The organism is Streptomyces antibioticus, assembly GCF_002019855.1.
In the GTDB taxonomy this organism is placed as follows: domain Bacteria; phylum Actinomycetota; class Actinomycetes; order Streptomycetales; family Streptomycetaceae; genus Streptomyces; species Streptomyces antibioticus_B.
Genome location: NZ_CM007717.1, coordinates 2,031,644 through 2,054,391, shown reverse-complemented (window position 1 = coordinate 2,054,391; position 22,748 = coordinate 2,031,644). Strand labels below are relative to the sequence as shown.

General features: G+C 72.5%; 18 protein-coding genes. 14 read left to right on the top strand and 4 right to left on the bottom strand.

Annotated elements, in window-relative coordinates; all coding sequences use genetic code 11:
• Positions 1-19 precede the first annotated feature (19 nt).
• Together AFM16_RS09120 and AFM16_RS09115 are read left to right on the top strand one after the other, a co-directional pair.
• On the top strand, positions 20-1,645 hold the full coding sequence (locus AFM16_RS09120; protein WP_030796373.1) for an MFS transporter: 1,626 nt from the start codon (positions 20-22) through the stop codon (positions 1,643-1,645).
• Between the two features lie 123 nt (positions 1,646-1,768).
• Positions 1,769-2,956 carry an acyl-CoA dehydrogenase family protein gene (locus AFM16_RS09115; RefSeq protein WP_078633000.1) on the top strand — a complete coding sequence of 396 codons (1,188 nt, stop codon included), beginning with the start codon at positions 1,769-1,771 and terminating at the stop codon, positions 2,954-2,956.
• A 46-nt stretch (positions 2,957-3,002) separates the two neighbouring features.
• Here the strand turns inward: AFM16_RS09115 and AFM16_RS09110 are convergent, their stop codons facing one another.
• Positions 3,003-3,440 carry a cell division protein SepF gene (locus AFM16_RS09110; RefSeq protein ID WP_030796367.1) on the bottom strand — a complete coding sequence of 146 codons (438 nt, stop codon included), beginning with the start codon at positions 3,438-3,440 and terminating at the stop codon, positions 3,003-3,005.
• A 346-nt stretch (positions 3,441-3,786) separates the two neighbouring features.
• Between AFM16_RS09110 and AFM16_RS09105 the strand changes: the two genes are divergently transcribed.
• Both AFM16_RS09105 and AFM16_RS09100 read left to right on the top strand, forming a co-directional pair.
• The gene (locus tag AFM16_RS09105; RefSeq protein WP_078632999.1) at positions 3,787-4,989 is read left to right on the top strand and encodes a DUF5685 family protein; all 1,203 of its coding nucleotides are present in this window, start codon (positions 3,787-3,789) and stop codon (positions 4,987-4,989) included.
• Between the two features lie 120 nt (positions 4,990-5,109).
• Positions 5,110-5,709, top strand: a complete 600-nt coding sequence (locus AFM16_RS09100) for a GTP-binding protein (RefSeq protein ID WP_078632998.1) — start codon at positions 5,110-5,112, stop codon at positions 5,707-5,709.
• Between the two features lie 31 nt (positions 5,710-5,740).
• Here the strand turns inward: AFM16_RS09100 and AFM16_RS09095 are convergent, their stop codons facing one another.
• Entirely contained in the window at positions 5,741-6,691 is a 951-nt protein-coding gene (locus AFM16_RS09095) for an ABC transporter substrate-binding protein (RefSeq protein ID WP_030796354.1), read from the bottom strand.
• 441 nt (positions 6,692-7,132) lie between these two features.
• Between AFM16_RS09095 and AFM16_RS09090 the strand changes: the two genes are divergently transcribed.
• From AFM16_RS09090 to AFM16_RS09060, 7 genes are all read left to right on the top strand, one after another.
• Positions 7,133-7,990 carry an amino acid ABC transporter permease gene (locus AFM16_RS09090; protein WP_030796352.1) on the top strand — a complete coding sequence of 286 codons (858 nt, stop codon included), beginning with the start codon at positions 7,133-7,135 and terminating at the stop codon, positions 7,988-7,990.
• On the top strand, positions 7,987-9,744 hold the full coding sequence (locus AFM16_RS09085) for an FAD/NAD(P)-binding protein (RefSeq protein WP_078632997.1): 1,758 nt from the start codon (positions 7,987-7,989) through the stop codon (positions 9,742-9,744). Before AFM16_RS09090 ends, AFM16_RS09085 begins: the two co-directional genes overlap by 4 nt.
• Positions 9,745-9,835: 91 nt before the next feature.
• Positions 9,836-10,597, top strand: coding sequence for an amino acid ABC transporter ATP-binding protein (locus tag AFM16_RS09080; protein WP_030796348.1), 762 nt, complete (start codon positions 9,836-9,838; stop codon positions 10,595-10,597).
• A gap of 1 nt (position 10,598) precedes the next feature.
• Positions 10,599-11,477: an LLM class flavin-dependent oxidoreductase gene (locus AFM16_RS09075; RefSeq protein WP_078632996.1), complete on the top strand. Its 879-nt coding sequence runs from the start codon at positions 10,599-10,601 to the stop codon at positions 11,475-11,477.
• Positions 11,474-12,256: a DUF1684 domain-containing protein gene (locus AFM16_RS09070; RefSeq protein WP_078632995.1), complete on the top strand. Its 783-nt coding sequence runs from the start codon at positions 11,474-11,476 to the stop codon at positions 12,254-12,256. The genes AFM16_RS09075 and AFM16_RS09070 overlap by 4 nt, the downstream gene beginning before the upstream one ends.
• 227 nt (positions 12,257-12,483) lie before the next feature.
• Complete coding sequence (locus AFM16_RS09065) at positions 12,484-13,386, top strand: S1 family peptidase (RefSeq protein ID WP_078632994.1); 903 nt, start codon at positions 12,484-12,486, stop codon at positions 13,384-13,386.
• 290 nt (positions 13,387-13,676) lie between these two features.
• Positions 13,677-14,759: a S1 family peptidase gene (locus AFM16_RS09060; RefSeq protein ID WP_078632993.1), complete on the top strand. Its 1,083-nt coding sequence runs from the start codon at positions 13,677-13,679 to the stop codon at positions 14,757-14,759.
• A gap of 75 nt (positions 14,760-14,834) precedes the next feature.
• Here AFM16_RS09060 and AFM16_RS09055 read toward each other — a convergent pair whose 3' ends face one another.
• A complete protein-coding gene (locus AFM16_RS09055) occupies positions 14,835-15,884 on the bottom strand; it encodes a DUF3533 domain-containing protein (RefSeq protein WP_078632992.1) in 1,050 nt (349 codons plus the stop codon).
• A gap of 133 nt (positions 15,885-16,017) precedes the next feature.
• Between AFM16_RS09055 and AFM16_RS09050 the strand changes: the two genes are divergently transcribed.
• From AFM16_RS09050 to AFM16_RS09040, 3 genes are all read left to right on the top strand, one after another.
• Positions 16,018-19,533 (top strand): DNA polymerase III subunit alpha, encoded by a 3,516-nt coding sequence (locus AFM16_RS09050; RefSeq protein WP_078636888.1) that lies wholly within the window; start codon positions 16,018-16,020, stop codon positions 19,531-19,533.
• Complete coding sequence (locus AFM16_RS09045) at positions 19,530-20,498, top strand: DNA polymerase Y family protein (protein ID WP_030796331.1); 969 nt, start codon at positions 19,530-19,532, stop codon at positions 20,496-20,498. Before AFM16_RS09050 ends, AFM16_RS09045 begins: the two co-directional genes overlap by 4 nt.
• 188 nt (positions 20,499-20,686) lie before the next feature.
• Entirely contained in the window at positions 20,687-21,556 is an 870-nt protein-coding gene (locus AFM16_RS09040) for an esterase/lipase family protein (RefSeq protein WP_030796328.1), read from the top strand.
• Positions 21,557-21,632: 76 nt separating this feature from the next.
• Here AFM16_RS09040 and AFM16_RS09035 read toward each other — a convergent pair whose 3' ends face one another.
• The gene (locus AFM16_RS09035) at positions 21,633-22,673 is read right to left on the bottom strand and encodes a lytic polysaccharide monooxygenase auxiliary activity family 9 protein (protein WP_030796325.1); all 1,041 of its coding nucleotides are present in this window, start codon (positions 22,671-22,673) and stop codon (positions 21,633-21,635) included.
• Between the last annotated feature and the right edge of the window lie 75 nt (positions 22,674-22,748).

The window sequence follows — 22,748 nt, the reverse complement described above, 5'->3', positions numbered from 1 at the left end:
ACACCTGGGAGGTACGTACATGTCCGGGACGACCACGGCCGCCGCTGGGCTGCGCCGTCGGGCGGCCGGGGCCGGTGCCAACCGCTGGGTCGTGCTCGTGGTGCTCTGCGTCAGCCTGCTCCTGGTCGCCGTCGACGCGACCGTGCTGCATGTCGCGGTGCCCGCCGTCACCGAGGACCTGCGACCCGGCGCCATCGAGCTGCTCTGGATCGTCGACACCTATCCACTCGTCTGCGCCGCCCTGCTGATCCTCTTCGGCACGCTCGGCGACCGCGTCGGCCGCCGAAGAGTCCTGCTGCTCGGCTACGCCCTGTTCGGTGTCGCCTCCGCGCTCGCGGCCTTCGCGCCCAACGCGCAGGTGCTGATCGTCGCGCGGGGGCTGCTCGGCGTCGGCGGTGCGATGATCATGCCGGCCACGCTGTCGATCCTGCGGCACGTCTTCCCCGACCGGCGGGAACGCGCGCTGGCCATCGGCATCTGGAGCGCGGTCGCCGCGGTCGGCGCGGCGGTCGGACCGCTGCTCGGCGGCTTCCTCCTCGAACACTTCTGGTGGGGTTCGGTCTTCCTGGTCAACATCCCGCTGATGCTGGTCAGCCTGCCGGTGGGGCGGCTGCTCCTGCCGGAGTCGCGCGGGTCCGTGGGCGGCCCCTGGGACGTGATCGGCGCGCTGATGGCGGCGGCCGGCCTGTTCGCCGTCGTCCTCGGCGTCAAGCGGCTGGGCGGCGGTGAGCTGGACGTCTTCACCGCGGTGCCGCTGGCGGTCGGCGCGGCGCTGCTGGTGCTGTTCGTGCGCCGTCAGCGGCGGCGGACGTACCCCCTGGTGGACCTGCGGATGTTCGCGCGGCCCGCGTTCAGCACCTCGGTGTGCTGCATCGTGCTCGCCATGCTGGCGCTGGTCGGGCTCGAACTGATCGCCGCGCAGTACCTCCAGCTCGTGCTGGGCCTCTCGCCGCTGGAGACCGGACTGCGGCTGCTGCCGCTGACCTTCGCGGCGATGGCCGCGGGCCTGGCCGGCGCCAAGCTGCTGCGCCGCTTCGGGCCCCGGCGGATGGTGAGCGGCGGTTTCTGTCTCACGGCCCTCGCGGTGCTGACGCTGACCGCGATGGGCCAGGCGGACAACGCCACCCTGCTGCTGCTCGGCTTCGTGCTGCTCGGGTTCGGCCTGGAGACCACGCTCTTCGCGGCCTACGAGTCGATGCTGAGCGAGGCCCCGCCGGAGCAGGCGGGCGGCGCGGCGGCGATCGGCGAGACCTCGTACCAGCTCGGGGCCGGGATCGGGATCGCCCTGCTCGGAAGCGTCATGAACGCGGCGTACGCGCCCGGACTCAGCTCCGTGCCCGGGGTGCCGGCGTCGGCGTCGGCCTCGGCGGGGCACTCGCTGGGGGAGGCGTACGAGGTCGCCGCACAGCTCGGCGGCCCGGCCGGGGCGGCCCTGCGCCGGGCGGCCCGGGAGTGCTTCGTGCACGGCCTGCACGTCACGCTGCTGGTGAGCGCGGGACTGCTGCTGCTTGGCGCGGTGATGGCCCTGCGGCTGCCCCGCGTGATGGTCTGCGAGCCCCCCACGGCGAAGACCGAGCCGGAAACGGAACGAGAGGTCGGCCTGCCCGCACCCCGGGAGGTCGTGGAGTCCCGCGTCTCGGCGTGATGCCCCCGCCTCCCGCGCGGCTCACCGGCCGTGGCGCACTGGACGTCCAAGGGGACGCGTCGTAACGTCGGGCGGGCATCGTGACTAGCGGTGCTAGTTTTCGTTTTCGCCGGAGGCTGTCGTATGTCCGCGTCCCCGAAGTCGCCGTTCGACCCCGTCGATCCGCTCGGCATCGACGATCTGCTGGAGCCGGAGGATCTCGCGGTCCGTGACACCGTGCGGAGCTGGGCGGCCGACCGTGTGCTGCCGTACGTCGCCGACTGGTACGAGAAGGGGGAGCTGCCGGGCATCCGGGAGCTGGCCCGGGAACTCGGCGGGATCGGGGCGCTCGGGATGTCGCTGAGCGGATACGGGTGCGCCGGGGCGAGTGCCGTGCAGTACGGGCTCGCGTGTCTGGAGCTGGAGGCCGCCGACTCCGGGATCCGTTCGCTGGTCTCCGTGCAGGGCTCGCTCGCCATGTACGCGATCCACCGGTTCGGCAGCGAGGAGCAGAAGCGGCGGTGGCTGCCGTCGATGGCCGCCGGTGAGGTCATCGGATGCTTCGGGCTGACCGAGCCCGACCACGGCTCCGACCCCGCCGGGATGCGCACCTTCGCCAAGCGGGACGGCTCGGACTGGGTGCTCGACGGCCGCAAGATGTGGATCACCAACGGCTCGGTGGCCGGTGTCGCCGTGGTGTGGGCACAGACCGAGGCGGGCGTCCGGGGATTCGTCGTCCCCACCGACAGCCCCGGCTTCTCGGCGCCCGAGATCAAACACAAGTGGTCGCTGCGGGCCAGCGTGACCAGCGAACTGGTGCTGGACGGCGTACGGCTGCCCGCCGACGCCGTGCTGCCCGAGGTCGTCGGGCTCAAGGGCCCGCTCGGCTGTCTGAACCACGCCCGCTACGGGATCGTCTGGGGCGCCATGGGGGCCGCGCGCGCCTGTTTCGAGACCGCCGTCGACTACGCGAAGACGCGCGAGCAGTTCGGGCGGCCCATCGGAGGGTTCCAGCTCACCCAGGCCAAGCTGGCGGACATGGCGGTCGAACTGCACAAGGGGATTCTGCTCGCCCACCATCTGGGGCGGCGCATGGACGCCGGCCGCCTGCGTCCCGAGCAGGTCAGCTTCGGCAAGCTCAACAACGTACGGGAGGCCATCGAGATCTGCCGTACGGCGCGGACGATCCTGGGGGCGAACGGGATCTCGCTGGAGTATCCGGTCATGCGGCACGCGACCAACCTGGAGTCCGTGCTCACCTACGAGGGCACCGTCGAGATGCACCAGCTCGTGCTGGGCAAGGCGCTCACCGGGCTCGACGCCTTCCGCTGACCCGCGCTCACCCCGGAGCGGGGCAGGGCCGGCGAGCGGCCCTGCCTCAGCTCTGGTTGAAGAAGCCGTCCGAGCGGCGGGCCGCCGGATCGCCGCTGACGATCTCCGTGTTGGACGGGGTCAGCAGGAACACCCGGGTCGAGACCCGCTCGATCGAACCGCGCAGTCCGAAGATCAGCCCGGCCGCGAAGTCGACGACGCGCTTGGCGTCGGCGGCCTCCATGGCCGTGAGGTTCATGATGACCGGCACGCCCTCGCGGAACAGTTCACCGATCGCCCGCGCGTCCCGGAAGCTGTCCGGGGTCACCGTGCCGATCCGGCGGCCCTTCTCCTCGGCCGTGTCCGAGGCGACCTTGACACGGGGGTCGGTCACCCACGCGTCTCCGGAGTCGGTCCCCTCGGAGTAGTCGTCGTCGTAGTAACGCTCGTCATCGTTGTCGTCGACGAGGCCAAGCCAGGCACTCGCCTTGCGCACCGATCCCATGGACGCCTCCTCTCACAGCGGTCTTTTCTGCTTTCCGCATCCCCATGGTCGTCCATGATGCGGATGTCGCGCCAAGTGGATAGACGCCGCGCGGGGGGTTTGTGACGGTACTGGTGCACGGCTCGTACGTCGAGAGCCCGCGTCCCCCAAGGGTCCTACCGTGCACGGCTGCTGACTGAGAGTGAAATATGACTCTTCATGGCGTACGGGTGAAGGTCGGGGCGTACGGGTGAACAGGACGGGCGGTTCCGGGGTGATGATCGGTCGATACGATGCGGCAGCCATGCGCACGTGACAGCAGCTTGCGGTTACCCGCATTTCCATCGTAGAACCCCGGGGGATCGTCGTGTTCGGAATCGTCAGGCCCTGTACCCACCGGCTCGGAGAGGGTCTCAAGGCCCAGTGGATGGCCCATCTGTGCGGCCTCTGTCTCGCGCTGCGCGGGGATCACGGCCAGTTCGCGCGGATCGTCACCAACTACGACGGCCTGCTCATCTCGGTGCTGACGGAAGCTCAGACCGAGCGGACCACGGCCGGCGGGCTGCGGCGTACGGCGGGACCGTGCCCGTTGCGCGGGATGCGCACCGCCTCCGTGGCCCAGGGCGAGGGCGCCCGGCTCGCGGCCGCCGTCTCGCTGGTGCTGGCCTCCGCCAAGGTCCGCGACCACGTCGCCGACGGGGACGGGCTGCTGAGGCGCCGTCCGGTCGCCGTCGCCGCCCGCCGGGTGGCCGCGAGCTGGGGCAGGGCGGGGGAGCGCAGCGGGGCCGCCGTGGGCTTCGACACCGCCGTCCTCGTCGACGCCGTGGACCGGCAGATCGGCATCGAGTCGCTGGCCGGGCCCGGCACTTCGCTGCTGACCGTCACCGAGCCCACCGAGACCGCCACCGCCGCCGCGTTCGCGCACACCGCCGTCCTGGCGGGCCGTCCCGGCAACGCCGTTCCGCTCGCCGAGGCGGGGCGGCTCTTCGGACGGCTGGCCCATCTGCTGGACGCCGTCGAGGACCGGGAGGCGGACGCGGCCGCCGGCGCCTGGAACCCGCTGACCGCGACCGGGACCCCGCTCACCGAGGCCCGGCGGCTCGCCGACGACGCCCTGCACGGCATCCGGCTGGCGCTCAAGGACGTCGAGTTCACCGACCGCCGCCTGGCACATCTGCTGCTCGCGCACGAGCTGGAGCGGTCCGTGGACCGGGCCTTCGGCACCCGGTCGTGCGGCCACGCGCACGGCCCCGACGGCGCCTTCGGACCCCCGACCGGCCCCTACGCCCCGCAGCAGCCGGGGGGTCCCGGCATGCCCGGCAACCCCTTCGGGGGCGAGCCGCCGCACCGGGACAAGCGCGGCCTGCTCGCCGGATGCGCCGTCGCCCTCGGGCTCTTCTGCACCTGCCAGGTGTGCTGCGCCGACCAGTACGAGGGTCCCTGGTCGCGGCGGAAGCGCGACGGCTGGTGCGGCGACTGCTGCAACTGCGACGGCAACTGCTGCGAGTGCGGCAACTGCTGTGACGGGTGCGACTGCTGCGACGGCTGCTGCTGCGACTGCTCGTGCTGACCGGGTGAGCAATCGGCGGCCCGCGGCCGTATCTCCTGTTCGAGGAGACGAACACCGCGCGGCCGCCGAGGCCCGGCGCGGTGCCGTCTCGGCGCGTAGCAGTGCGAAAGGAGCGGGGCCATGTCCGGGTGTGCGGACGACACCGTGCCCGTCGCCCTGAAGATCGTGGTGAGCGGGGGGCTCGGGGTGGGCAAGTCGGCCTTCGTCGGGGCCGTCTCCGAGATCGAGCCGCTCGGCACGGAGGCCCCGCTCACCCAGGTGCCGGTGGACATCGGGCCGTCGGACGCCGGGGGGCAGCGGGCGACGACCACCGTCGCCCTCGACTTCGGGCGCATCACCTTCGGCCCGGCCATCACCCTCTATCTGTTCGGCACGCCCGGGCAGTCCCGGTTCCGGTTCCTCTGGGACGACCTGGTGGACGGCGCCCTCGGCACGGTGGTCCTCGCGGACCCGCGCCGGATCGAGGAGTGCTCCTGGGCCGTCGACTACGTCGAGGCGCGCGGGGCGCCGTACGTCCTTGCCGTCAACCGGTTCGACGGCGCCGAGCGGACCGGCCCGGACGAGGTCCGCTCGGCGCTGGGGCTGGGCGCGGAGGTGCCCGTGCTGGAGTGCGACGCCCGCAGCGCCGACTCCGTACGGGAGGTGCTGGGCGCCCTGATGACCCGGGTGATCGGCGTCGTCGGCGACGACCCCGGGCGGCGGCCCGTGGCCGTGCGCTGACCCGACCGCCGGCGCACGGCCACGGACGCGGTCAGGAGGTGCCGATCTCCGGCGGGGAGATTTCCGACTTCGTCAGCGCCGAGTCCGTCGTCCCCCACTTCTTGAGGATCTTGGCGTAACTGCCGTCCTCGATCAGCTTGTTGACCGCGGCCTGGAAGGCCGGGGCCAGCTTCGTGCCCTTCTTGAAGGCGAAGCCGACGTCCAGACGGTGGAACTCGTTGAGGAACTTCACGCCCTCCTGGTGGTCCACCGCGTAGCGCAGGCCGTTGATGGTGGACATCACGACATCGCTGCGGCCCTGCTGGAGCGAGGACCAGATGGCCCCCTGCTCGCTGTAGGTCTGCACCCCGTACGCCTTCTTCCCGGCGTCGGCGCAGACGTGCTTGTTCTCCTCCAGCGTGGCCTCGAAGGTGGTGCCGGCGCCGGTGGCGATGTTCAGACCGCAGAGCTGCTTGAGGTCGGTCACCTCGCCGAGCTTGCTGTCCGCGCGGGTGGCGAAGCCCTGGCCGTCGTTGATGTAGGTGACGAAGTCGATCGTCTTCAGACGCTCGGTGGTGACGCCGAAGTTGCTGACGCCGAGGTCGTACTTGCCGCTGTCCAGCGCGGGCAGGATCGCCTCGAAGCTGGCCTGCTGCGTCTTGACCTCGATGCCGAGCACGTTCGCCACGGCCTCGGTGAAGTCGACGTCCTGGCCGGCGAGCGTCTTGCCGTCCTCCAGGAAGCCGGTGCCGGGCGGGGTGCTGCCGATGCTGATGCCGACGGTCACCTCGGTCACCCCGGACGGCAACAGGGCGGCCGCCGCCGGGTCCTTGCGGATCGCCGAGACGACGTCCTGGGTGGGGATCGCGTCCGGCTTCGCCGCCGTCTGCTCCTTGTCGTCGCCGGACGAGCCGGAGCCGCAGGCGGTGAGCAGCAGGGTCACCGAGGTGATCAGGGCAAAGGGGGTGAAAACGCGAGAACGGGCACGCGAAGGCATACGCATGAGGTGCGGTCTCCTGGCGGCAGAGTGAGCAACAGCAAGGCAGAAGAAGGGGTGTGCGCGAGGGGAGGGGTGCGCGTGTGAAGGCGGGGGGAGAACGCGAAAGGCGCCCGTCCGGTCAACGGAACGAGGCGCGCAGGGGGTCAGCTCAACAGGAGGAGGACCACACTCGACCGAAGTCGATGTGGGAGCGCGTGACCAGCCACTGCTGCGGATGCATGGGCCAAGTGGAACAGGTCCCCGGTTGCCCGTCAACCGAGTTGAGATGTACGGCTCACAGTGTGGACAGCCTTGACAGCGACGGGAAACGCCACCGTACTCTCGCTGTACGGCCCTGCTGAGGGGCTCGGCCGTAACTGCGCCGCGCGGCGCTCCGGCGCCTGGTGCGCCCGGTGTGTGAAGGCACCGACCCGTGTTCGACCTGACGCATCACGGAGCCTTCACATGTCTTCCGACACCCTCGCCAAAGCACCCGCGGCACCGGATCTGCCACGCGACACGGACACCCTGCCGATCGTCCCCCGACGCCGGTTCGGCCAGTGGGCGGCCGCCGTCGCCGTCCTCGTCCTCCTCGCGCTCGCCGTCAACTCGGTACTGCGCAACGAGGCGTTCCGCTGGGACGTCGTCGCCGACTACTTCACCTCCGACGCGGTGCTGCGCGGACTGTGGCTCACCCTGTGGCTGACGGCGGTGGTGATGGCGCTCGGATTCGCGCTGGGCACCCTGCTCGCCGCCGCCCGGCTCTCCGCCAACCCGGTGCTCAGAAGCGTCGCCTGGGGATACGTCTGGCTCTTCCGGTCCATCCCGATCCTGGTGCAGCTCCTGCTCTGGTTCAACATCGGGGCGCTGTACCCGCAGGTGTTCGGCGTGCGCACCGTCGACCTGTTCACACCGATCGTCGTCGCGATCATCGGACTCACCCTGCACGAGGCCGCCTACGCCGCCGAGGTGGTGCGCGGCGGCATCCTCTCCGTCGACCGCGGACAGATCGAGGCCGCGCAGGCGCTCGGGCTGAGCCGGTGGCGCCGCTGGTGGCGGATCGTGCTGCCGCAGGCCATGCGCGCCATCGTGCCGCCGGCCGGGAACATGCTGATCGGCACCCTCAAGGGCACCTCCATCGTCAGCGTCATCGCCGTCCAGGACCTGCTGTTCTCCGTGCAGCTCGTCTACCACCGCACCTACCAGGTCATCCCGCTGCTGATGGTGGCCACCGTCTGGTACACCCTCGTCACCTCGGTGCTCAGCGTCGGCCAGTACTACGTGGAGCGGCACTACGCGCGCGGGACGGGGACCGCGCGATGAGGCAGTCCCTGGTGATCGTCGGGGCCGGTCCGCGGGGGACCGGTCTCATCGAGCGGATCGCCGCCGGAGCGCCCGAACTGTACGCGGGTGAGGGCCTCGACATCCATCTCGTGGACCCGCACCCGCCGGGCGCCGGACGCATCTGGCGGGCCGCGCAGTCCCCGCTGCTGTGGATGAACTCGCACGCCGAGGACGTCACCATGTTCACCGACGAGACGGTGACCATGGACGGGCCGGTGCGCCCCGGGCCCACGCTCCACCAATGGGCCGGTGTCGACGGACGCCTCTTCGCCGACCGGCAGCTCCAGGGCGCCTATCTGCAATGGGTCCACGAGCGGGCCGTCGCCGCGCTGCCCCCGCAGATCACCGTCCATCACCATCCGCGCCGCGCGCTGCGGGTGAGCGGGCCGCGCCTGGGCCGCCAGCGGGTCTGGCTGGAGGGCGAGCCCCGGCCGCTCCTCGCCGACCTCGTCGTCCTCACCCTCGGCCATCTCGACGCCGAACTCGACGACGAGCAGCAGGAGTTGGCGGCCTACGCCGATGCGCACGGGCTCACCCATCTGCCGCCCGACTTCACCGCCGACAGCGATCTGTCCGCGCTGCGGCCCGGCGAACCCGTCCTGGTGCGCGGCTTCGGCCTCGCCTTCGTCGACCTGATGGTGCTGCTCACCGAGGGCCGCGGCGGCCGCCACGAGGGCGACACCTATGTGCCCTCCGGTCAGGAGCCGGTGCTGTACGTCGGATCGCGGCGCGGAGTGCCGTACCACTCGAAGATCGGTTACGACTGGACGGGGGAGCGGCCGCCGCTGCCGAGGTTCCTGGGGCCCGCCGAGATCGACGCGCTGCTGGCCCGGCCCGGCGGCTACGACTTCCGGCGGGACGTCTGGCCGCTGGTGGAGAAGGAGTTGGGCTTCGCCCACTACCACCGGCTGTTCACCGCCCACCCCGAGCGGACCGCGATGGCCTGGACGGACTTCGAGGAGAAGTACGCCGCCGGGGCCGGGGCGGCCGAGCGGGAGGCCCTGGTCGCCGCCGCCGTGCCCGACCCGCGCGACCGGCTCGACCTCGCCGCCCTCGACCGCCCGCTGGACGGCGTGCGCCACACCTCCCACGAGGAGTTCCAGGACGCGCTGCGCGCCTACGTCGAGAACGACCTCGACCGTCGCCACGACCCCGAGCACAGTGCCGACCTGGGCGTCTTCCTCGGACTGCTGTCCGTCTACGGGCAGTTGGTGCGGCTCGACGGCATCGGGTCCGGATGGCACGGGTTCTTCAGCTACCTCGCCTCCGGGCCGCCGGGACCCCGGCTGCGGCAGTTGCTCGCGCTCTCCCGGGCCGGCGTGCTGCGGTTCGTCGGCGCCGACATGACCGTACGGGCCGAGGACGGGGTGTTCCGGGCGTCGAGCCCGACCGTGCCCGGCTTCTCCGTCGAGGCGCGGGCGCTCGTCGAGGCCCGGCTGCCCGAACCCACCCTGCGGCGCGCCCTCGACCCGCTGCTGCGCGAACTGCACGCCGAGGGCGCCGGGGAGACGCCGGACGGTCTGCTCCGGGTGGACCGGACCGACGGCCGGATCCTCGACCGGGACGGCCGGCCGCACCCCCGCCGCTTCGCGCTCGGCCCGCACACCGACGCCCGCACCCCGGGCGCCTTCACCCGGCCCCGCACCGGCGGGCCCGCCTTCCGGCAGAACGACGCCACCGCACGGGCCGTCCTGGTGTTCCTGCGGGACCTCGGCACCGAAGCCGTCGCGTGATGAGCGTGATGAGCGTGATGAGCGAGACGCGTGTGACGCGTGTGACGCGACGCGTGAGGCGAACCCCCCACCAGCAGAAGGAATCCCCGCGATGAGCGTCATGGTCGACATCAGGTCCGTGCACAAGAGCTTCGGCTCGCTGGAGGTGCTCAAGGGCATCGACCTGTCGGTGCGCGCCGGCGAGGTCACCGTCGTCCTCGGTCCTTCCGGCTCCGGCAAGTCCACCCTGCTGCGCACCATCAACCATCTGGAGAAGGTGGACCGGGGCGCGATCAGCGTCGACGGCGCGCTGATCGGCTACCGCAGAGTGGGGGACAAGCTCCACGAACTGTCCGAGCGCGAGGTGCTGCGGCAGCGCACCCGGATCGGGTTCGTCTTCCAGAACTTCCATCTGTTCCCGCATCTCACGGTCCTCGACAACGTCGTCGAGGCGCCGGTGTCCGCGCTCAAGCGGCCCCGCCGGGTGGTGGTCGAGAGCGCGCGCCGGCTGCTGGACCGGGTGGGGCTCGCCGACAAGGCCGACGCCTACCCCCGCCATCTGTCCGGCGGTCAGCAGCAGCGGGTCGCCATCGCGCGGGCGCTCGCCCTGGAGCCGAAGCTGCTGCTCTTCGACGAGCCGACCTCCGCGCTCGACCCCGAACTGGTGGGCGAGGTCCTCGACGTCATCAGGGACCTGGCCGGGCAGGGCACCACGATGATCGTCGTCACGCACGAGATCGGGTTCGCCCGCGAGGTCGCCGACACGGTGGTCTTCATGGACGACGGCCGGATCGTCGAACAGGGCCCGCCGGGCGAGGTCCTGGACCGGCCGCGCGAGGACCGCACCCGGGCGTTCCTCTCCAAGGTCCTCTGAGATGGCGTCCGCACCCGGCCGGGGCCTGCTGCACCTGGCCGCCGCCGTCGACCTGCCCGGCGCGTACGACGCCGAGCCGTACGTGGAACTGACGCGGCTCGCCGAGCGCGGCGGGCTGGACTTCGTGACGCTGGACGACACCTTCGCCCGGCCCGGACCCGACGCGACGGCCGTTCTCGCCCGGGTGGCGCCCGCCACCCACCGGGTCGGCCTGGTGCCCACCGTCGCCGCCGCCGACCCGGACCGCGCGCGGGCGGCGATCACCACGCTGGACTGGATCAGCCGGGGACGCGCGGGGCGCCGGATCGACCTCGCCGCCGAGGGCGGCGAGCGGGAGGCGGGATCCTCTCCGCCCGGGGAGCGGCCGGTGCTGGTCGTCGACGCCACCGAGGAGGCCGTACGCCGGGCCGCCGCCCGCCATGCCGACGTGGCACTGGTGCGGGTGACGAGTCCCGCGCAGGCCCGTGCCGTGCGCGAGCAACTGTGGTCCGAGGCAGCGGAGTTCGGCCGGGATCCGGGCGGGCTGCGGGTCCTGGTCAGCCTGCTCGTCGACCTCGGGGCCGGCGAGCACGCCGCCGAACCGGGCCACGGCGGGGGCGGCCCCCGGCCCACGCCACGGGGTCCGCTCTACCGCGGCGGCCCCGTCGACCTCGCCGAACTGATCGCCTCCTGGCACCAGGAGGGCACCGCCGACGGCTTCCACCTCACCCCCGTCGAACCCCACCGCGATCTGGAACGCCTGGTCAACGGCACGGTCGCGCTGCTCCAGCACCGCGGACTGTTCCGCACCTTCTACCCGGGCAGCACCCTGCGCGAGCACCTCGGCCTGACCCGGACGAACGCCGGGCCGCGCACTCCGAGAAAGGACTCACTTCTATGACGACGGACGCGGCAGCCTCCTGGCGGCGGTGGCACGAGGACCGTACCGCCGCGGTCGCGGCGCCCTACGGGCCGCTGGCGCTCGCCGGTACCTGGTGGCTGGAAGACCATCCGGAGGGGCGACTTCCGGACATCCCCGGGACCTGGGTGGCCGAAGGGGAGGAAGTGGTGCTCACCGCGGCCGAGGGCGACGGGCTGAGCGTGGACGGAAAGCCGTTCGCCGGGACCGTACGGCTCGGTGCCGACACCGGAGCGCCGGAGGCGTCCCGGGTCGCGCTCGGCGGGCGGCGGCTGGTCGTGCTGGTGCGCGAAGCTGTCTGGGGCGTACGCGACTTCGACCCGGACGCCGAGGCCAGGCGCCGGTTCGCCGGGATCGAGGCCACCCCGCACGAGGACCGCTGGTCGGTGTCGGCCCGCTTCACCCCGTACGCCGAGGACCGCACCGTCCGGGTGCCGAACGCCGACGGGCGGGAGCGCGGGCTCGGGCTCGGCGGAGAGGTGGCCTTCACCCTCGACGGGCGGGAGCACACGCTCCAGGTCACCGTGCAGGGCGACGGTTCGCTGTGGGCGGTGTTCGCCGACGCCGGGAGCGGGGTGAGCAGCCATCGGTTCCGGTTCCTGTACCCCGGGGCGCCGGACGCGGACGGCCGGACGACGGTCGACTTCAACCGGGCCGTCCTGCCGCCGTGCGCCTTCTCCGACGCCTTCATCTGCCCCTTCCCGCCGCCGGGGAACACGCTGCCGGTGGAGATCGGGGCGGGGGAGCGCACCCTGCGCTGACCCTGCGCTGACCCGGCACGGGCGGATGCCCGACTCATGTGGTTCGTCCCCGAGGCCGGCGGCCGAAAGGTGCCCTTGCGCCTACCGGCCGTTCGGCCGAATACTCCCCCTCAGCGCTTGTCAGGTTCACGGCATGTCCGGAATCCGGGCGAACCCGCGGTCCTGGCTGCGCCTCACGGGCCCCGACCCCACGCGGGCCCCCGAATTCCCCTGGGAGGGAACGACACGTGAGGATCAAGCGCACCACCCCCACCAGTGGCATCACGAGACGGAGCCGGCTGATCGCCGTCACCACCGGCCTCGTGGCCGCGGCCGCCTTCGCCATCCCCCACGCGAACGCGGCGGACTCCCCCACCTTCAGCACCGCCCAGCTCAAGAGCGCGGGCGACGCGGTGCTCCAGGCCGACATCCCGGGCACCGCCTGGGCCGTCGACGCCAAGACCAACCGGCTTCTGGTGACCGTCGACAGCACGGTCTCCGACGCCGAGATCGCCCGGATCAAGGAGCAGGTGGGCGGCGACGCCGACGCGCTCACGATCAAGCACACCCCGGGCAAGTTCAACAAGCTGATCGCCGGCGGCGACGCCATCTACGGCGGCGGCTACCGCTGTTCGCTCGGCTTCAACGTGGTCAGCGGAAGCACCTACTACTTCCTGACCGCGGGACACTGCGCCGAGGTGGCCTCGACCTGGTACTCCAACTCCGGTCAGAGCACCGTGCTGGGCACCAACAGCGGCTACAGCTTCCCGACCAACGACTACGCGCTGGTCCGCTACACCAACTCCTCGGTCGCCAAGTCGGGCACCGCGGGCAACACCGACATCGTCAGCGCCGGCAACGCCAGCGTCGGCCAGTCGGTCATCCGGGACGGCTCCACGACCGGTATCCACACCGGCCGGGTGACCGCCCTGAACGCCACGGTCAACTACGGCGGCGGCGACGTGGTCTACCAGATGATCCAGACCAACGTCTGCGCCGAGGGCGGTGACTCCGGCGGCGCCCTCTACACCTCCGGCGGTGTCGCGCTCGGTCTGACCTCGGGCGGCAGCGGCAACTGCACCACGGGCGGCACGACCTTCTTCCAGCCCGTGACCGAGGCCCTGAGCCGCTACGGCGTCAGCGTCTTCTGATCCCTGAGCATCCGGCCCGGCCGGCCATCGGGTGAGCCCTCGCACGCAACCGGCGTGCGGGGGCTCACCCTTGCCCGCGGCCACGGGCGCCTTCGGGGGTGACACCGGATCTCCCCGGTGGTGAAGGGGGGTGAAGGTGCGGAGGGCGCGCGGTGGTCACCCTGTGCGCTTCCTCGGGGCGACCTTGTGTGCTCCCTGTGCAGTTGGGAAGAGTGGCTGCCCGTCAACCATCCTTCCGGCCCGTTCGGTTTCTTTGACCGACCGGCCGATCCCCCACAGGAGGACGCGAGTTGAAGCATCGACGCATACCCCGGCGACGGGCCGCCGTGACGGCCGCGGGCATAGCCGCGCTCGTCGCCGCGGGAGTCACCTTCCAGACCGCAAACGCCAGTGAGCCCGCCGGGACTTCACGGCCCACCACGCTCTCGGCGCTCGCCGCCGGACAGCTCGCCTCGACCCTCGGCGCGGATCTCGGCGCCGACGCGGCGGGTACCTACTACGACGCGAAGAGCCGCAGCCTCGTCGTGAACGTGCTCGACGAGAGCGCCGCCCGGGTCGCCGAGGCGGCCGGGGCCCGCGCCAGACTCGTCCAGAACTCCCTCGCCGAGCTGAAGAGCGCCCGGGCGACCCTCGCGGACGACGCGGCCGTGCCCGGTACCGCCTGGGTGAGCGACCCGCGCACCAACAAGGTCGTCGTCACCGCCGACCGCACCGTCTCCGACGCCGAGTGGGCCCAGCTCACCGAGGTGGTCGAGGGGCTCGGTAAGAAGGCCGAACTGCGGCGCACCAAGGGGGAGTTCAAACCCTTCGTGGCCGGCGGCGACGCCATCACCGGCGGCGGTGGCCGCTGCTCGCTCGGCTTCAACGTGGTCAAGGGCGGCGAGCCGTACTTCCTGACCGCGGGGCACTGCACGGAGTCCATCTCGACCTGGTCGGACTCCTCGGGCACCCGGATCGGCACCAACGAGTCCTCCAGCTTCCCCGGTGACGACTACGGCCTGGTCAAGTACACCGCCGACGTCGCCCACCCGAGCGAGGTGAACCTCTACAACGGCTCCACGCAGGCCATCACCGGCGCCGCCGAGGCCACCGTGGGCATGAAGGTCACCCGCAGCGGCTCCACCACCCAGGTCCACTCCGGCACGGTCACCGGTCTGGACGCCACCGTGAACTACGGCAACGGCGACATCGTCAACGGCCTGATCCAGACCGACGTCTGCGCCGAGCCCGGCGACAGCGGCGGCTCGCTCTTCTCGGGCAGCAGCGCGGTCGGCCTGACCTCCGGCGGCAGCGGCGACTGCACCTCGGGCGGGGAGACGTTCTTCCAGCCGGTGACGGAGGCACTGTCGGCGACCGGGACCCAGATCGGCTGACATTCCGCAGCATGTAAGGCTTTTGTGGAGGTCCCGCCCCGCGCGCGAGGGGCGGGACCTCGGCGTGTACGGGGTTCAGGCGGGTGTCCGGCGCCGGTCGCGTACGGCGGCCGCCAGCAGGGTGAGGGCGATCCCGCCGACCGCCCAGGCCGACAGGACGAGCAGCGAGGCGGTCATGTCGTTGCCCTCGAAGTAGGCGAGGGAGCGCGCCGACCAGGTGCCCGCGCCCGGGGGCAGCGCCGGGCCGATCGCCTTCCAGAACGGCGGCAGCAGCGGCGGCGGCAGGGCGCCGCCCGCGCTCGGGTTGCCCAGGATCACCACGAGCAGGATGGCCAGCCCGATCCCGGCGAGCCCGAAGAGGCCCTGGAAGGCCAGGGTCGCCGCGCCCACCGCGAAGACGATCAGCGTGCCGAGCCCCCACAGGGCGGCGAGGCTGCCCGGCAGGGCGCCCAGGACGGGTCCGACGATCAGCGCGCCGCCCAGTCCGGCCACCAGCGCGACGACGGCCATGGAGGCGAGCCGGATCACGGCGCGCCGGGGGGTGGAGCGGGTCGCGCCCGAGCTGATCGTCATGATCGACGCGCAGAGATAGCCGCCCACGCACCAGCCGACGGTCACATAGAAGGACGACAGTCCGTTGGCGTCCTGGCTGTCGGCGGGGGCCACGTCGACGGTGCGGACCGTGCGCGCCTCGGACTTGGTCAGGGTGGTGACGAGCGACTCCAGGGTGGCGGCCAGCACCCGTCCGCCGCCGGTGGCGACGAGCAGGGTGTCGGTGGTGCCGGACGGGTCGACGATCAGGGCGCCGTCGATGCTCCGGTCCATGATCTGCGCGCGGGCGCTCGCCCGGTCCGCCACCACGCGCGGGTCCAGGGGGTCGCCGGGCAGCCGCTCCAGACGGGTGACCGTCTGCTGGGCGGTGACCTGGGGCGCGACGACTCCGAAGGGCACGTCCTTGGGCCGCGGGTCGTGCAGCGCGCCGACGTAGGAGGCGATGAACAGCAGGGAGAGCGCGACCACGCCGATGACCAGGAGGGTGGCCCGGGGGGTGACGGCGTCCTTCACCTCGTCCAGGAAGGAGGGGGAGGGCGGGGGAGGAGAAGGGGCGCCGGTGCTCTGTGTCATGTCCCCACGGTCCGGGTGGGCGGTCGTTCCCGCAGGTGGGAGGCGCCCGAACGGCTGTCGTACAGATGTTCGGAATTTGGTCTATGGTGGGGGAGGGAGAGTTGGGAACTGATGTTCGATAGTGGAGGTGTGGATGCCCGGCTTCACACATCTGCACACCGTCTCCGGGTTCTCCCTGCGGTACGGCGCCTCGCATCCGGAGCGGCTGGCCGAGCGTGCCGCCGAGCGGGGCATGGACGCCCTCGCCCTCACCGACCGCGACACCCTCGCCGGTGCGGTCCGCTTCGCCAAAGCCTGTGCGAAGGCCGGAATCCGACCGCTCTTCGGGGTGAACCTCGCGACGGCCCCGCCCGAGCCCTCCCCCCGGGAGAGGCGCCGTGTCCCCGTGCGCGGCGGCGCCTTCGTCGACGAGTCGGCACCCCGGGTCACCTTCCTCGCCCGCGACGGCGCCCGCGGCTGGAGCGACCTGTGCCGGCTGGTGACCACCGCCCACGCCGACGCGGCCGCGCCCACCCCCCTGCTGCCCTGGTCCGGCAACCACGGTGACGCGCTGACCGTCCTGCTCGGCCCCGCCTCCGACGTCGGCCGCGCCCTCGCCGCGGGCCGCCCGGACCGGGCCGTGAGGCTGCTCGCCCCCTGGCGCGAGACCTACGGCGACGCCCTGCGGCTGGAGGCCGTCTGGCACGGCCGTACCGGCACCGGGCCCGGCTCCCTGCGGCTGGCCGCCCGCACCGTCGGCTTCGCCGCCGAGCAGCGGATCCGGCCGGTGCTCAGCAACGCCGTCCGCTACGCCGACCCCGGCCAGGGCCCGGTCGCCGACGTGCTGGACGCCGCCCGCCGGCTCGTCCCCGTCGACCCGGCCGGGGAACTCGACTCCGGGGAGGCGTGGCTGAAGGACGCGCCGGCCATGCTCGCGGCGGCGGAGCGGATCGTGGAGGCCGCGGGCTTCCGCCGGGACACCGCCCACCGGCTGCTGGAGCAGACCCGGGCGAGCGCCGCCGCGTGTCTGGTCGACCCGGAGGACGACCTCGGCATGGGCGCCGTCCACTTCCCCGAACCGCATCTCGTCGGCGCGGGCCGGCGCACCGCCCAGCGGGCGCTGGCCTCGCGGGCGGTGGCGGGCATGGTGCGGCGCGGCTACGACCGCTCGGCGGGGGCCCGGCGGTACTGGGAGCGGATGCACCACGAGCTGGACGTCATCGCCCACCACGGCTTCGCCTCCTACTTCCTGACGGTCGCTCAAGTCGTGGACGACGTACGGGACCTGGGTATCCGGGTCGCCGCGCGCGGCTCCGGCGCGGGCTCCCTGGTCAACCATCTCCTCGGCATCGCCCACGCCGATCCGGTCGAGCACGGGCTGCTGATGGAGCGCTTCCTGTCCAAGGAGCGGGTGGTGCTGCCCGACATCGACATCGACGTGGAGTCCGCGCGCCGGCTGGAGGTCTACCGGGCGGTCATCGGCCGCTTCGGCACCGAGCGGGTCGCCACCGTCGCGATGCCGGAGACGTACCGGGTGCGGCACGCCGTCCGGGACGTCGGCGCGGCGCTGTCCATGGACCCCGCCGAGATCGACCGGATCGCCAAGTCCTTCCCGCACATCCGCGCCCGCGACGCCCGCGCCGCGCTGGAGGAACTGCCCGAACTCCGGGAGCTGGCGGGGGAGAAGGAGAGGTACGGCAGGCTCTGGGAACTGGTCGAGGGCCTGGACGCGCTGCCGCGCGGGGTCGCCATGCACCCGTGCGGGGTGCTCCTGTCCGACGCCTCCCTGCTCTCCCGTACGCCGGTGGTGCCGACCAGCGGCGAGGGGTTCCCCATGGCGCAGTTCGACAAGGAGGACGTGGAGGACCTCGGGCTGCTCAAGCTGGACGTGCTGGGGGTGCGGATGCAGTCGGCGATGGCGCACGCGGTCGCGGAGGTGGCGCGGGCGACGGGGGAGCGGATCGACCTGGACGCGGTCGCGGACGGCGACCCGGCGACGTACCGGCTCGTGCGGTCCACCGAGACGCTGGGCTGCTTCCAGATCGAGTCGCCGGGTCAGCGCGATCTGGTGGGGCGGCTCCAGCCGGCCGATTTCCACGATCTGGTGGTCGACATCTCGCTCTTCCGGCCGGGGCCGGTCGCCGCCGACATGGTGCGGCCGTTCATCGAGGCCCGGCACGGGCGGGCGCCCGTCCGCTACCCGCACCCCGACCTGGAGGAACCGCTGAAAGGGACGTACGGGGTCGTCGTCTTCCACGAGCAGATCATCGACATCGTCGCGATCATGACCGGCTGCGGGCGCGGCGAGGCGGACCGGGTGCGGCGCGGGCTGTCCGACCCGGAGTCGCAGGGGCGGATCAAGGTGTGGTTCGCGCAACGCGCGGCGGCCCGCGGCTACGACGCGGAAACGATTCAGCGCACCTGGGAGATCGTCGAGGCGTTCGGGTCGTACGGCTTCTGCAAGGCGCACGCCGTCGCCTTCGCGGTGCCGACCTATCAGTCGGCGTGGCTGAAGGCGCACCACCCGGCCGCCTTCTACGCCGGGCTGCTCACCCACGACCCCGGGATGTACCCCAAGCGGCTGCTGCTGGCGGACGCGCGGCGGCGGGGGGTGCCGATCCTGCCGTTGGACGTGAACCGGTCGGGCGTCGCCCACCGTATCGAACTGGTGTCTGAATCAGGGGGGTCGGAGAGGTCGGGGAGTTCGAAGGGATCGGGGAGTTCGAAGGGATCGGAGGGGTCGGAGAGTTCGGAGGGCGCTCCGGGGCGCTGGGGGCTGCGGCTCGCCCTCTCCGACGTGCACGGCATCAGCGAGGCCGAGGCGGCCCGGGTCGCGGACGGGCAGCCGTACGCCTCGCTGCTGGACTTCTGGGAGCGGGCCCGGCCGAGCCGTCCGCTCGCCGGGCGGCTGGCGCAGGTCGGCGCGCTGGACGCGTTCGGCGCCAACCGGCGCGACCTCCAACTGCATCTGACCGAACTGCACCGGGGCGCGCGGGGCGCGGGCGGCGGCCAGCTCCCGCTGTCCGGCGGGCGGCGGACGGCCTCCGCCGGGCTGCCCGACCTCTCCCCGGCCGAACGGCTCAGCGCCGAGCTGGGCGTGCTGTCGATGGACACCTCGCGCCATCTGATGGACGACCACCGGGCCTTCCTGCGCGAGCTGGGAGTGGTGTCGGCGCGCCGGCTGCGGGAGACCCGGCACGGGGAGACCGTGCTGGTCGCGGGCGCCAAGGCGGCCACCCAGACGCCGCCGATCCGGTCCGGCAAGCGGGTCATCTTCACCACCCTCGACGACGGCACCGGCCTGGTCGACCTGGCCTTCTTCGACGACTCCCACGACGCCTGCGCCCACACCGTCTTCCACTCCTGGCTGCTGCTGGTGCGCGGGGTGGTGCAGCGGCGCGGGCCGCGCAGCCTCAGCGTGGTGGGCGCCGCCGCCTGGAACCTCGCCGAACTCGCCGAACTGCGCGACGGCGGCGGGCTGGACGAGGTGGCGGCCCGGCTGGCGGGGACGGACGGGGCCGAGGGATCCGACGGTGATCCGACCGGCGGCAGGCGCATCCGTCTGTCCACCGGATACGAACTGCATCCATGGGCCGATCTGCGCCCCGCGGGCGAGAACCCCGCGAAGACAAGGAAGTTGTGGCACCAGAGTCCGGGGAGTGCGGGATGACCATCCTCTGTGTACGGTTCGACCTGTCCGCGGCGCGGACAGCCGTCCTGCCGGAACTGCTCGGTCTGCTGGAGGAGTTCACCCCGGTCGTGGAGGCACTGCCGCCGGACGGGGCGCTGGCCGATCTGCGGGGCGCCGAACGGTACTTCGGGCGCGGCGCGGTCGAACTGGCGTCGGTGATCCGGGTCCGGGCCCTCGCCCGGTACGGCGTGGACTGCGCGATGGGCGCGGGGCCGGGCCCGATGCTGGCCCGGATGGCGCTGCGGGACGCCCGGCCGGGGGTGACCCGCGCGGTCCCCCGGGAGGGCGGACGGGACTTCCTCGCCGCGAAGCCGGTCGGCGCGCTGCCCGGCGTGGGCACCGCCACCGCCCGCACACTGTGCGAGTACGGCCTCGACACCCTGGGCCGGCTCGCCGACGCGCCCCTGTCCACGGTCCAGCGGCTGGTCGGCGCCCGCACCGGCCGGGACCTGCACGAGAAGGCGAACGGCGTCGACCGGGGCCGGGTCGTCCCGAACGCCGTCGCCGCCTCCCTGGCCACCGAACGCACCTTCGACCGCGACGAGTTGGACCCCGTCCGGCACCGCCGCGCCCTGCTGTCGGCCACCGAGGAACTGGGCACCCGGCTGCGCGCGGTCGAGAAGGTCTGCCGCGTCCTGACCCTCACCGTGCGCTACGCCGACCGCTCGTCCACCGTCCGCGGCCGCACCCTCAGGGAACCCACCGCGCACTCATCAGCCCTGACGGCGACGGCGTACGGCCTGTACGAGGCCCTCGGTCTCCAGCGCGCCCGGGTCCGCGCGCTCGCCCTGCGCGCCGAGTCCCTCACGCCCGCCGAACACGCCTCCCACCAGCTCACCTTCGACCCCGCGGACGAGAAGACCCGCCGCGTCGAACAGACCGCCGACCGCATCCGCGCGAAGTTCGGACCGGGAGCGGTGATACCGGGGGCGCTGGCGGCCTGACACACGCCTGCCGGGTGACGGTACGCCAGAAGGGCGTCACTTCGAACTAACACTGGAAGTTTTTACTGACGCGTAACTTCACACTTCTGCTACTCGTCCGTAACTTGATGATTGGACATCATCCTCGTGATCCGGATCACAGGGCGCTAGGTCATCGCATTCCCCTTGAGCCGCAAGGAGATCACACGATGCTGCCCTGGAAGCGTGTGCTCAGACCACTCGCCGCACTGCTGCTGGCCGCCGCCGCGGTCACGGTTCCCGCCTCCGCCGCCCACTCCGCACCCGCCGCCGCGACCACGTCGAGCGGCTGGAACGACTTCTCCTGCAAGCCGTCCTCCGCGCATCCGCGCCCCGTGGTTCTCGTCCACGGCACCCTCGCCAACTCGGTCGACAACTGGCTGGTCCTCGCGCCCTACTTGAAGGACCGCGGCTACTGCGTCTTCTCCCTGGACTACGGGCAGCTTCCCGGAGTCCCGTTCTTTCACGCCCTGGGCCCCATAGACAAGTCGGCCGCACAGCTTTCGGCCTATGTCGACAAGGTCCTCGCCGCGACGGGCGCCGCCAAGGCGGACCTCGTCGGGCACTCGCAGGGCGGCATGATGCCCCGCTACTACCTGAAGTTCCTCGGGGGCGCCGCCAAGGTGAACGCCCTGGTCGGCATCGCTCCCAACAACCACGGCACCACGCTCGGCGGCCTGACCAAGCTGCTGCCGTTCTTCCCCGGCGCCGAGGACCTCCTCAACGCCGCCACCCCGGCCCTCGCCCAGCAGGTCGTCGGCTCCGACTTCATGACCAGGCTCAACGCCGGCGGCGACACCGTCCCCGGGGTCCGCTACACCGTCATCGCCACCAGGTACGACGAGGTGGTGACGCCGTACCGGACGCAGTTCCTGACCGGTGACAACGTCAGGAACGTTCTCCTCCAGGACCTGTGCCCGCTCGATCTGTCCGAACACGCACTGATCGGGCTGGTCGACAAGATCGCCTTCCACGAGGTGGCCAACGCGCTCGACCCGGCCCGCGCCACCCCCACCACCTGCGCGTCCGTGCTGAGCTGACGGCGGGGGTTCCGCCGGGGCCTGTCCGGCCTGAGCCGCCGGTCAGGCCCCGGAGTCCACAGGGGCGCGGGACGCGTCAGGAGCGCGTCGCGCGCCGCCGCACCGAGGCGAACAGCAGCGCCGAGCCCAGCGCCAGGACGGCCGCGCCGCCCGTCGCGAGGTACGTGGTGCTGCTGTCGCCGCCGGTCTCGGCGAGGTTCTTGCCCGCGCCGGCGGCCTTCGGGGCATTGGGCTCCGCGGCGGCCGGGCTCTCCGTGGCTCCGGCGGCCGCGGAAGGGGTGGGGTCGGTCGTCGTGGTGGCGTCGTCGTCGCCGTGACCGCCGTGCTCGATCGTCGACTTGTCCGCGCCGTCCTCGATCTGCTCCTCCGAGGGGGCGGACGCCTCCGGCGCGGCACCCGAGCCCGAGCCGGAACCGGATGCGGAACCCGAGCCGGAGCCCGAACCGGACCCCGAGCCCCCGCCCGAGCCCCCGCTCGTGGCGCCGCCGAACGCGACGTCCGAGCAGGAGTAGAAGGCCTCCGGGCTGTCCGAGCGCTGCCAGACCGCGTACAGGAGCTGTCGGCCCGAGCGCTCGGGAAGCGTGCCGGAGAACGTGTAGAAGCCGCCCGCCGCGGCCGGGTCGGTGGCCGAGGCCACCGGGTGCTCCAGATCCAGGTCGGACCAGGCCAGCGGCCGCGCCGGGTCGTAACCGGCCTTGGTGAGATACACCTTGAAGGTGCCCTTGTGCGGCGCGGTCACCCGGTACTTGAACGTGTACGATCCGGCGCTCACGCTCGTCGCCGGCCAGTCGGCGCGGGCCAGGTCGAGCCCCTTGAACTCCGCGTTGTTCGCGCTGCACAGTTTGCCGTCCGGGATCAGCTCCTGGTGGCGGCCGTTCGCGTCGCCGATCCGGATGCCGTTCCAGTCGTACAGCGCCTGTGTCCCGCCGGCCGCGACCGCCGCCCGGCACGCGTCCGACTTCGGGCTCTCGGGACCCTCCGCGTAGCACTGCGCCACCCGGCTGACCGGGTCGCCCATCGACCCGTGCGCGGCCGCCGGCGTGGCGGACAGCGCGGTCAGGGCCAGCGGGGTCAGACCGAGGGCGGTGACGGCGGCGGCCGTGCGGCGTGCGGACATGGGGGAACTCCTCGGAACCGGGACCAGGGGTGGTGGGGACGGCACCGAGGTGCCGCCCGCCGGAACCAAGAAACC

Excerpts from the sequence above, each read along its gene's own strand:
- AFM16_RS09095 (WP_030796354.1), bottom strand. The coding sequence starts at position 6,691 with ATGCGTATGCCTTCGCGTGCCCGTTCTCGCGTTTTCACCCCCTTTGCC.
- AFM16_RS09045 (WP_030796331.1), top strand. The coding sequence starts at position 19,530 with ATGACCATCCTCTGTGTACGGTTCGACCTGTCCGCGGCGCGGACAGCC.
- AFM16_RS09035 (WP_030796325.1), bottom strand. The coding sequence starts at position 22,673 with ATGTCCGCACGCCGCACGGCCGCCGCCGTCACCGCCCTCGGTCTGACC.
- AFM16_RS09040 (WP_030796328.1), top strand. The coding sequence starts at position 20,687 with ATGCTGCCCTGGAAGCGTGTGCTCAGACCACTCGCCGCACTGCTGCTG.
- AFM16_RS09055 (WP_078632992.1), bottom strand. The coding sequence starts at position 15,884 with ATGACACAGAGCACCGGCGCCCCTTCTCCTCCCCCGCCCTCCCCCTCC.
- AFM16_RS09090 (WP_030796352.1), top strand. The coding sequence starts at position 7,133 with ATGTCTTCCGACACCCTCGCCAAAGCACCCGCGGCACCGGATCTGCCA.
- AFM16_RS09070 (WP_078632995.1), top strand. The coding sequence starts at position 11,474 with ATGACGACGGACGCGGCAGCCTCCTGGCGGCGGTGGCACGAGGACCGT.
- AFM16_RS09075 (WP_078632996.1), top strand. The coding sequence starts at position 10,599 with ATGGCGTCCGCACCCGGCCGGGGCCTGCTGCACCTGGCCGCCGCCGTC.
- AFM16_RS09110 (WP_030796367.1), bottom strand. The coding sequence starts at position 3,440 with ATGGGATCGGTGCGCAAGGCGAGTGCCTGGCTTGGCCTCGTCGACGAC.
- AFM16_RS09100 (WP_078632998.1), top strand. The coding sequence starts at position 5,110 with ATGTCCGGGTGTGCGGACGACACCGTGCCCGTCGCCCTGAAGATCGTG.
- AFM16_RS09120 (WP_030796373.1), top strand. The coding sequence starts at position 20 with ATGTCCGGGACGACCACGGCCGCCGCTGGGCTGCGCCGTCGGGCGGCC.
- AFM16_RS09085 (WP_078632997.1), top strand. The coding sequence starts at position 7,987 with ATGAGGCAGTCCCTGGTGATCGTCGGGGCCGGTCCGCGGGGGACCGGT.
- AFM16_RS09050 (WP_078636888.1), top strand. The coding sequence starts at position 16,018 with ATGCCCGGCTTCACACATCTGCACACCGTCTCCGGGTTCTCCCTGCGG.
- AFM16_RS09080 (WP_030796348.1), top strand. The coding sequence starts at position 9,836 with ATGAGCGTCATGGTCGACATCAGGTCCGTGCACAAGAGCTTCGGCTCG.
- AFM16_RS09115 (WP_078633000.1), top strand. The coding sequence starts at position 1,769 with ATGTCCGCGTCCCCGAAGTCGCCGTTCGACCCCGTCGATCCGCTCGGC.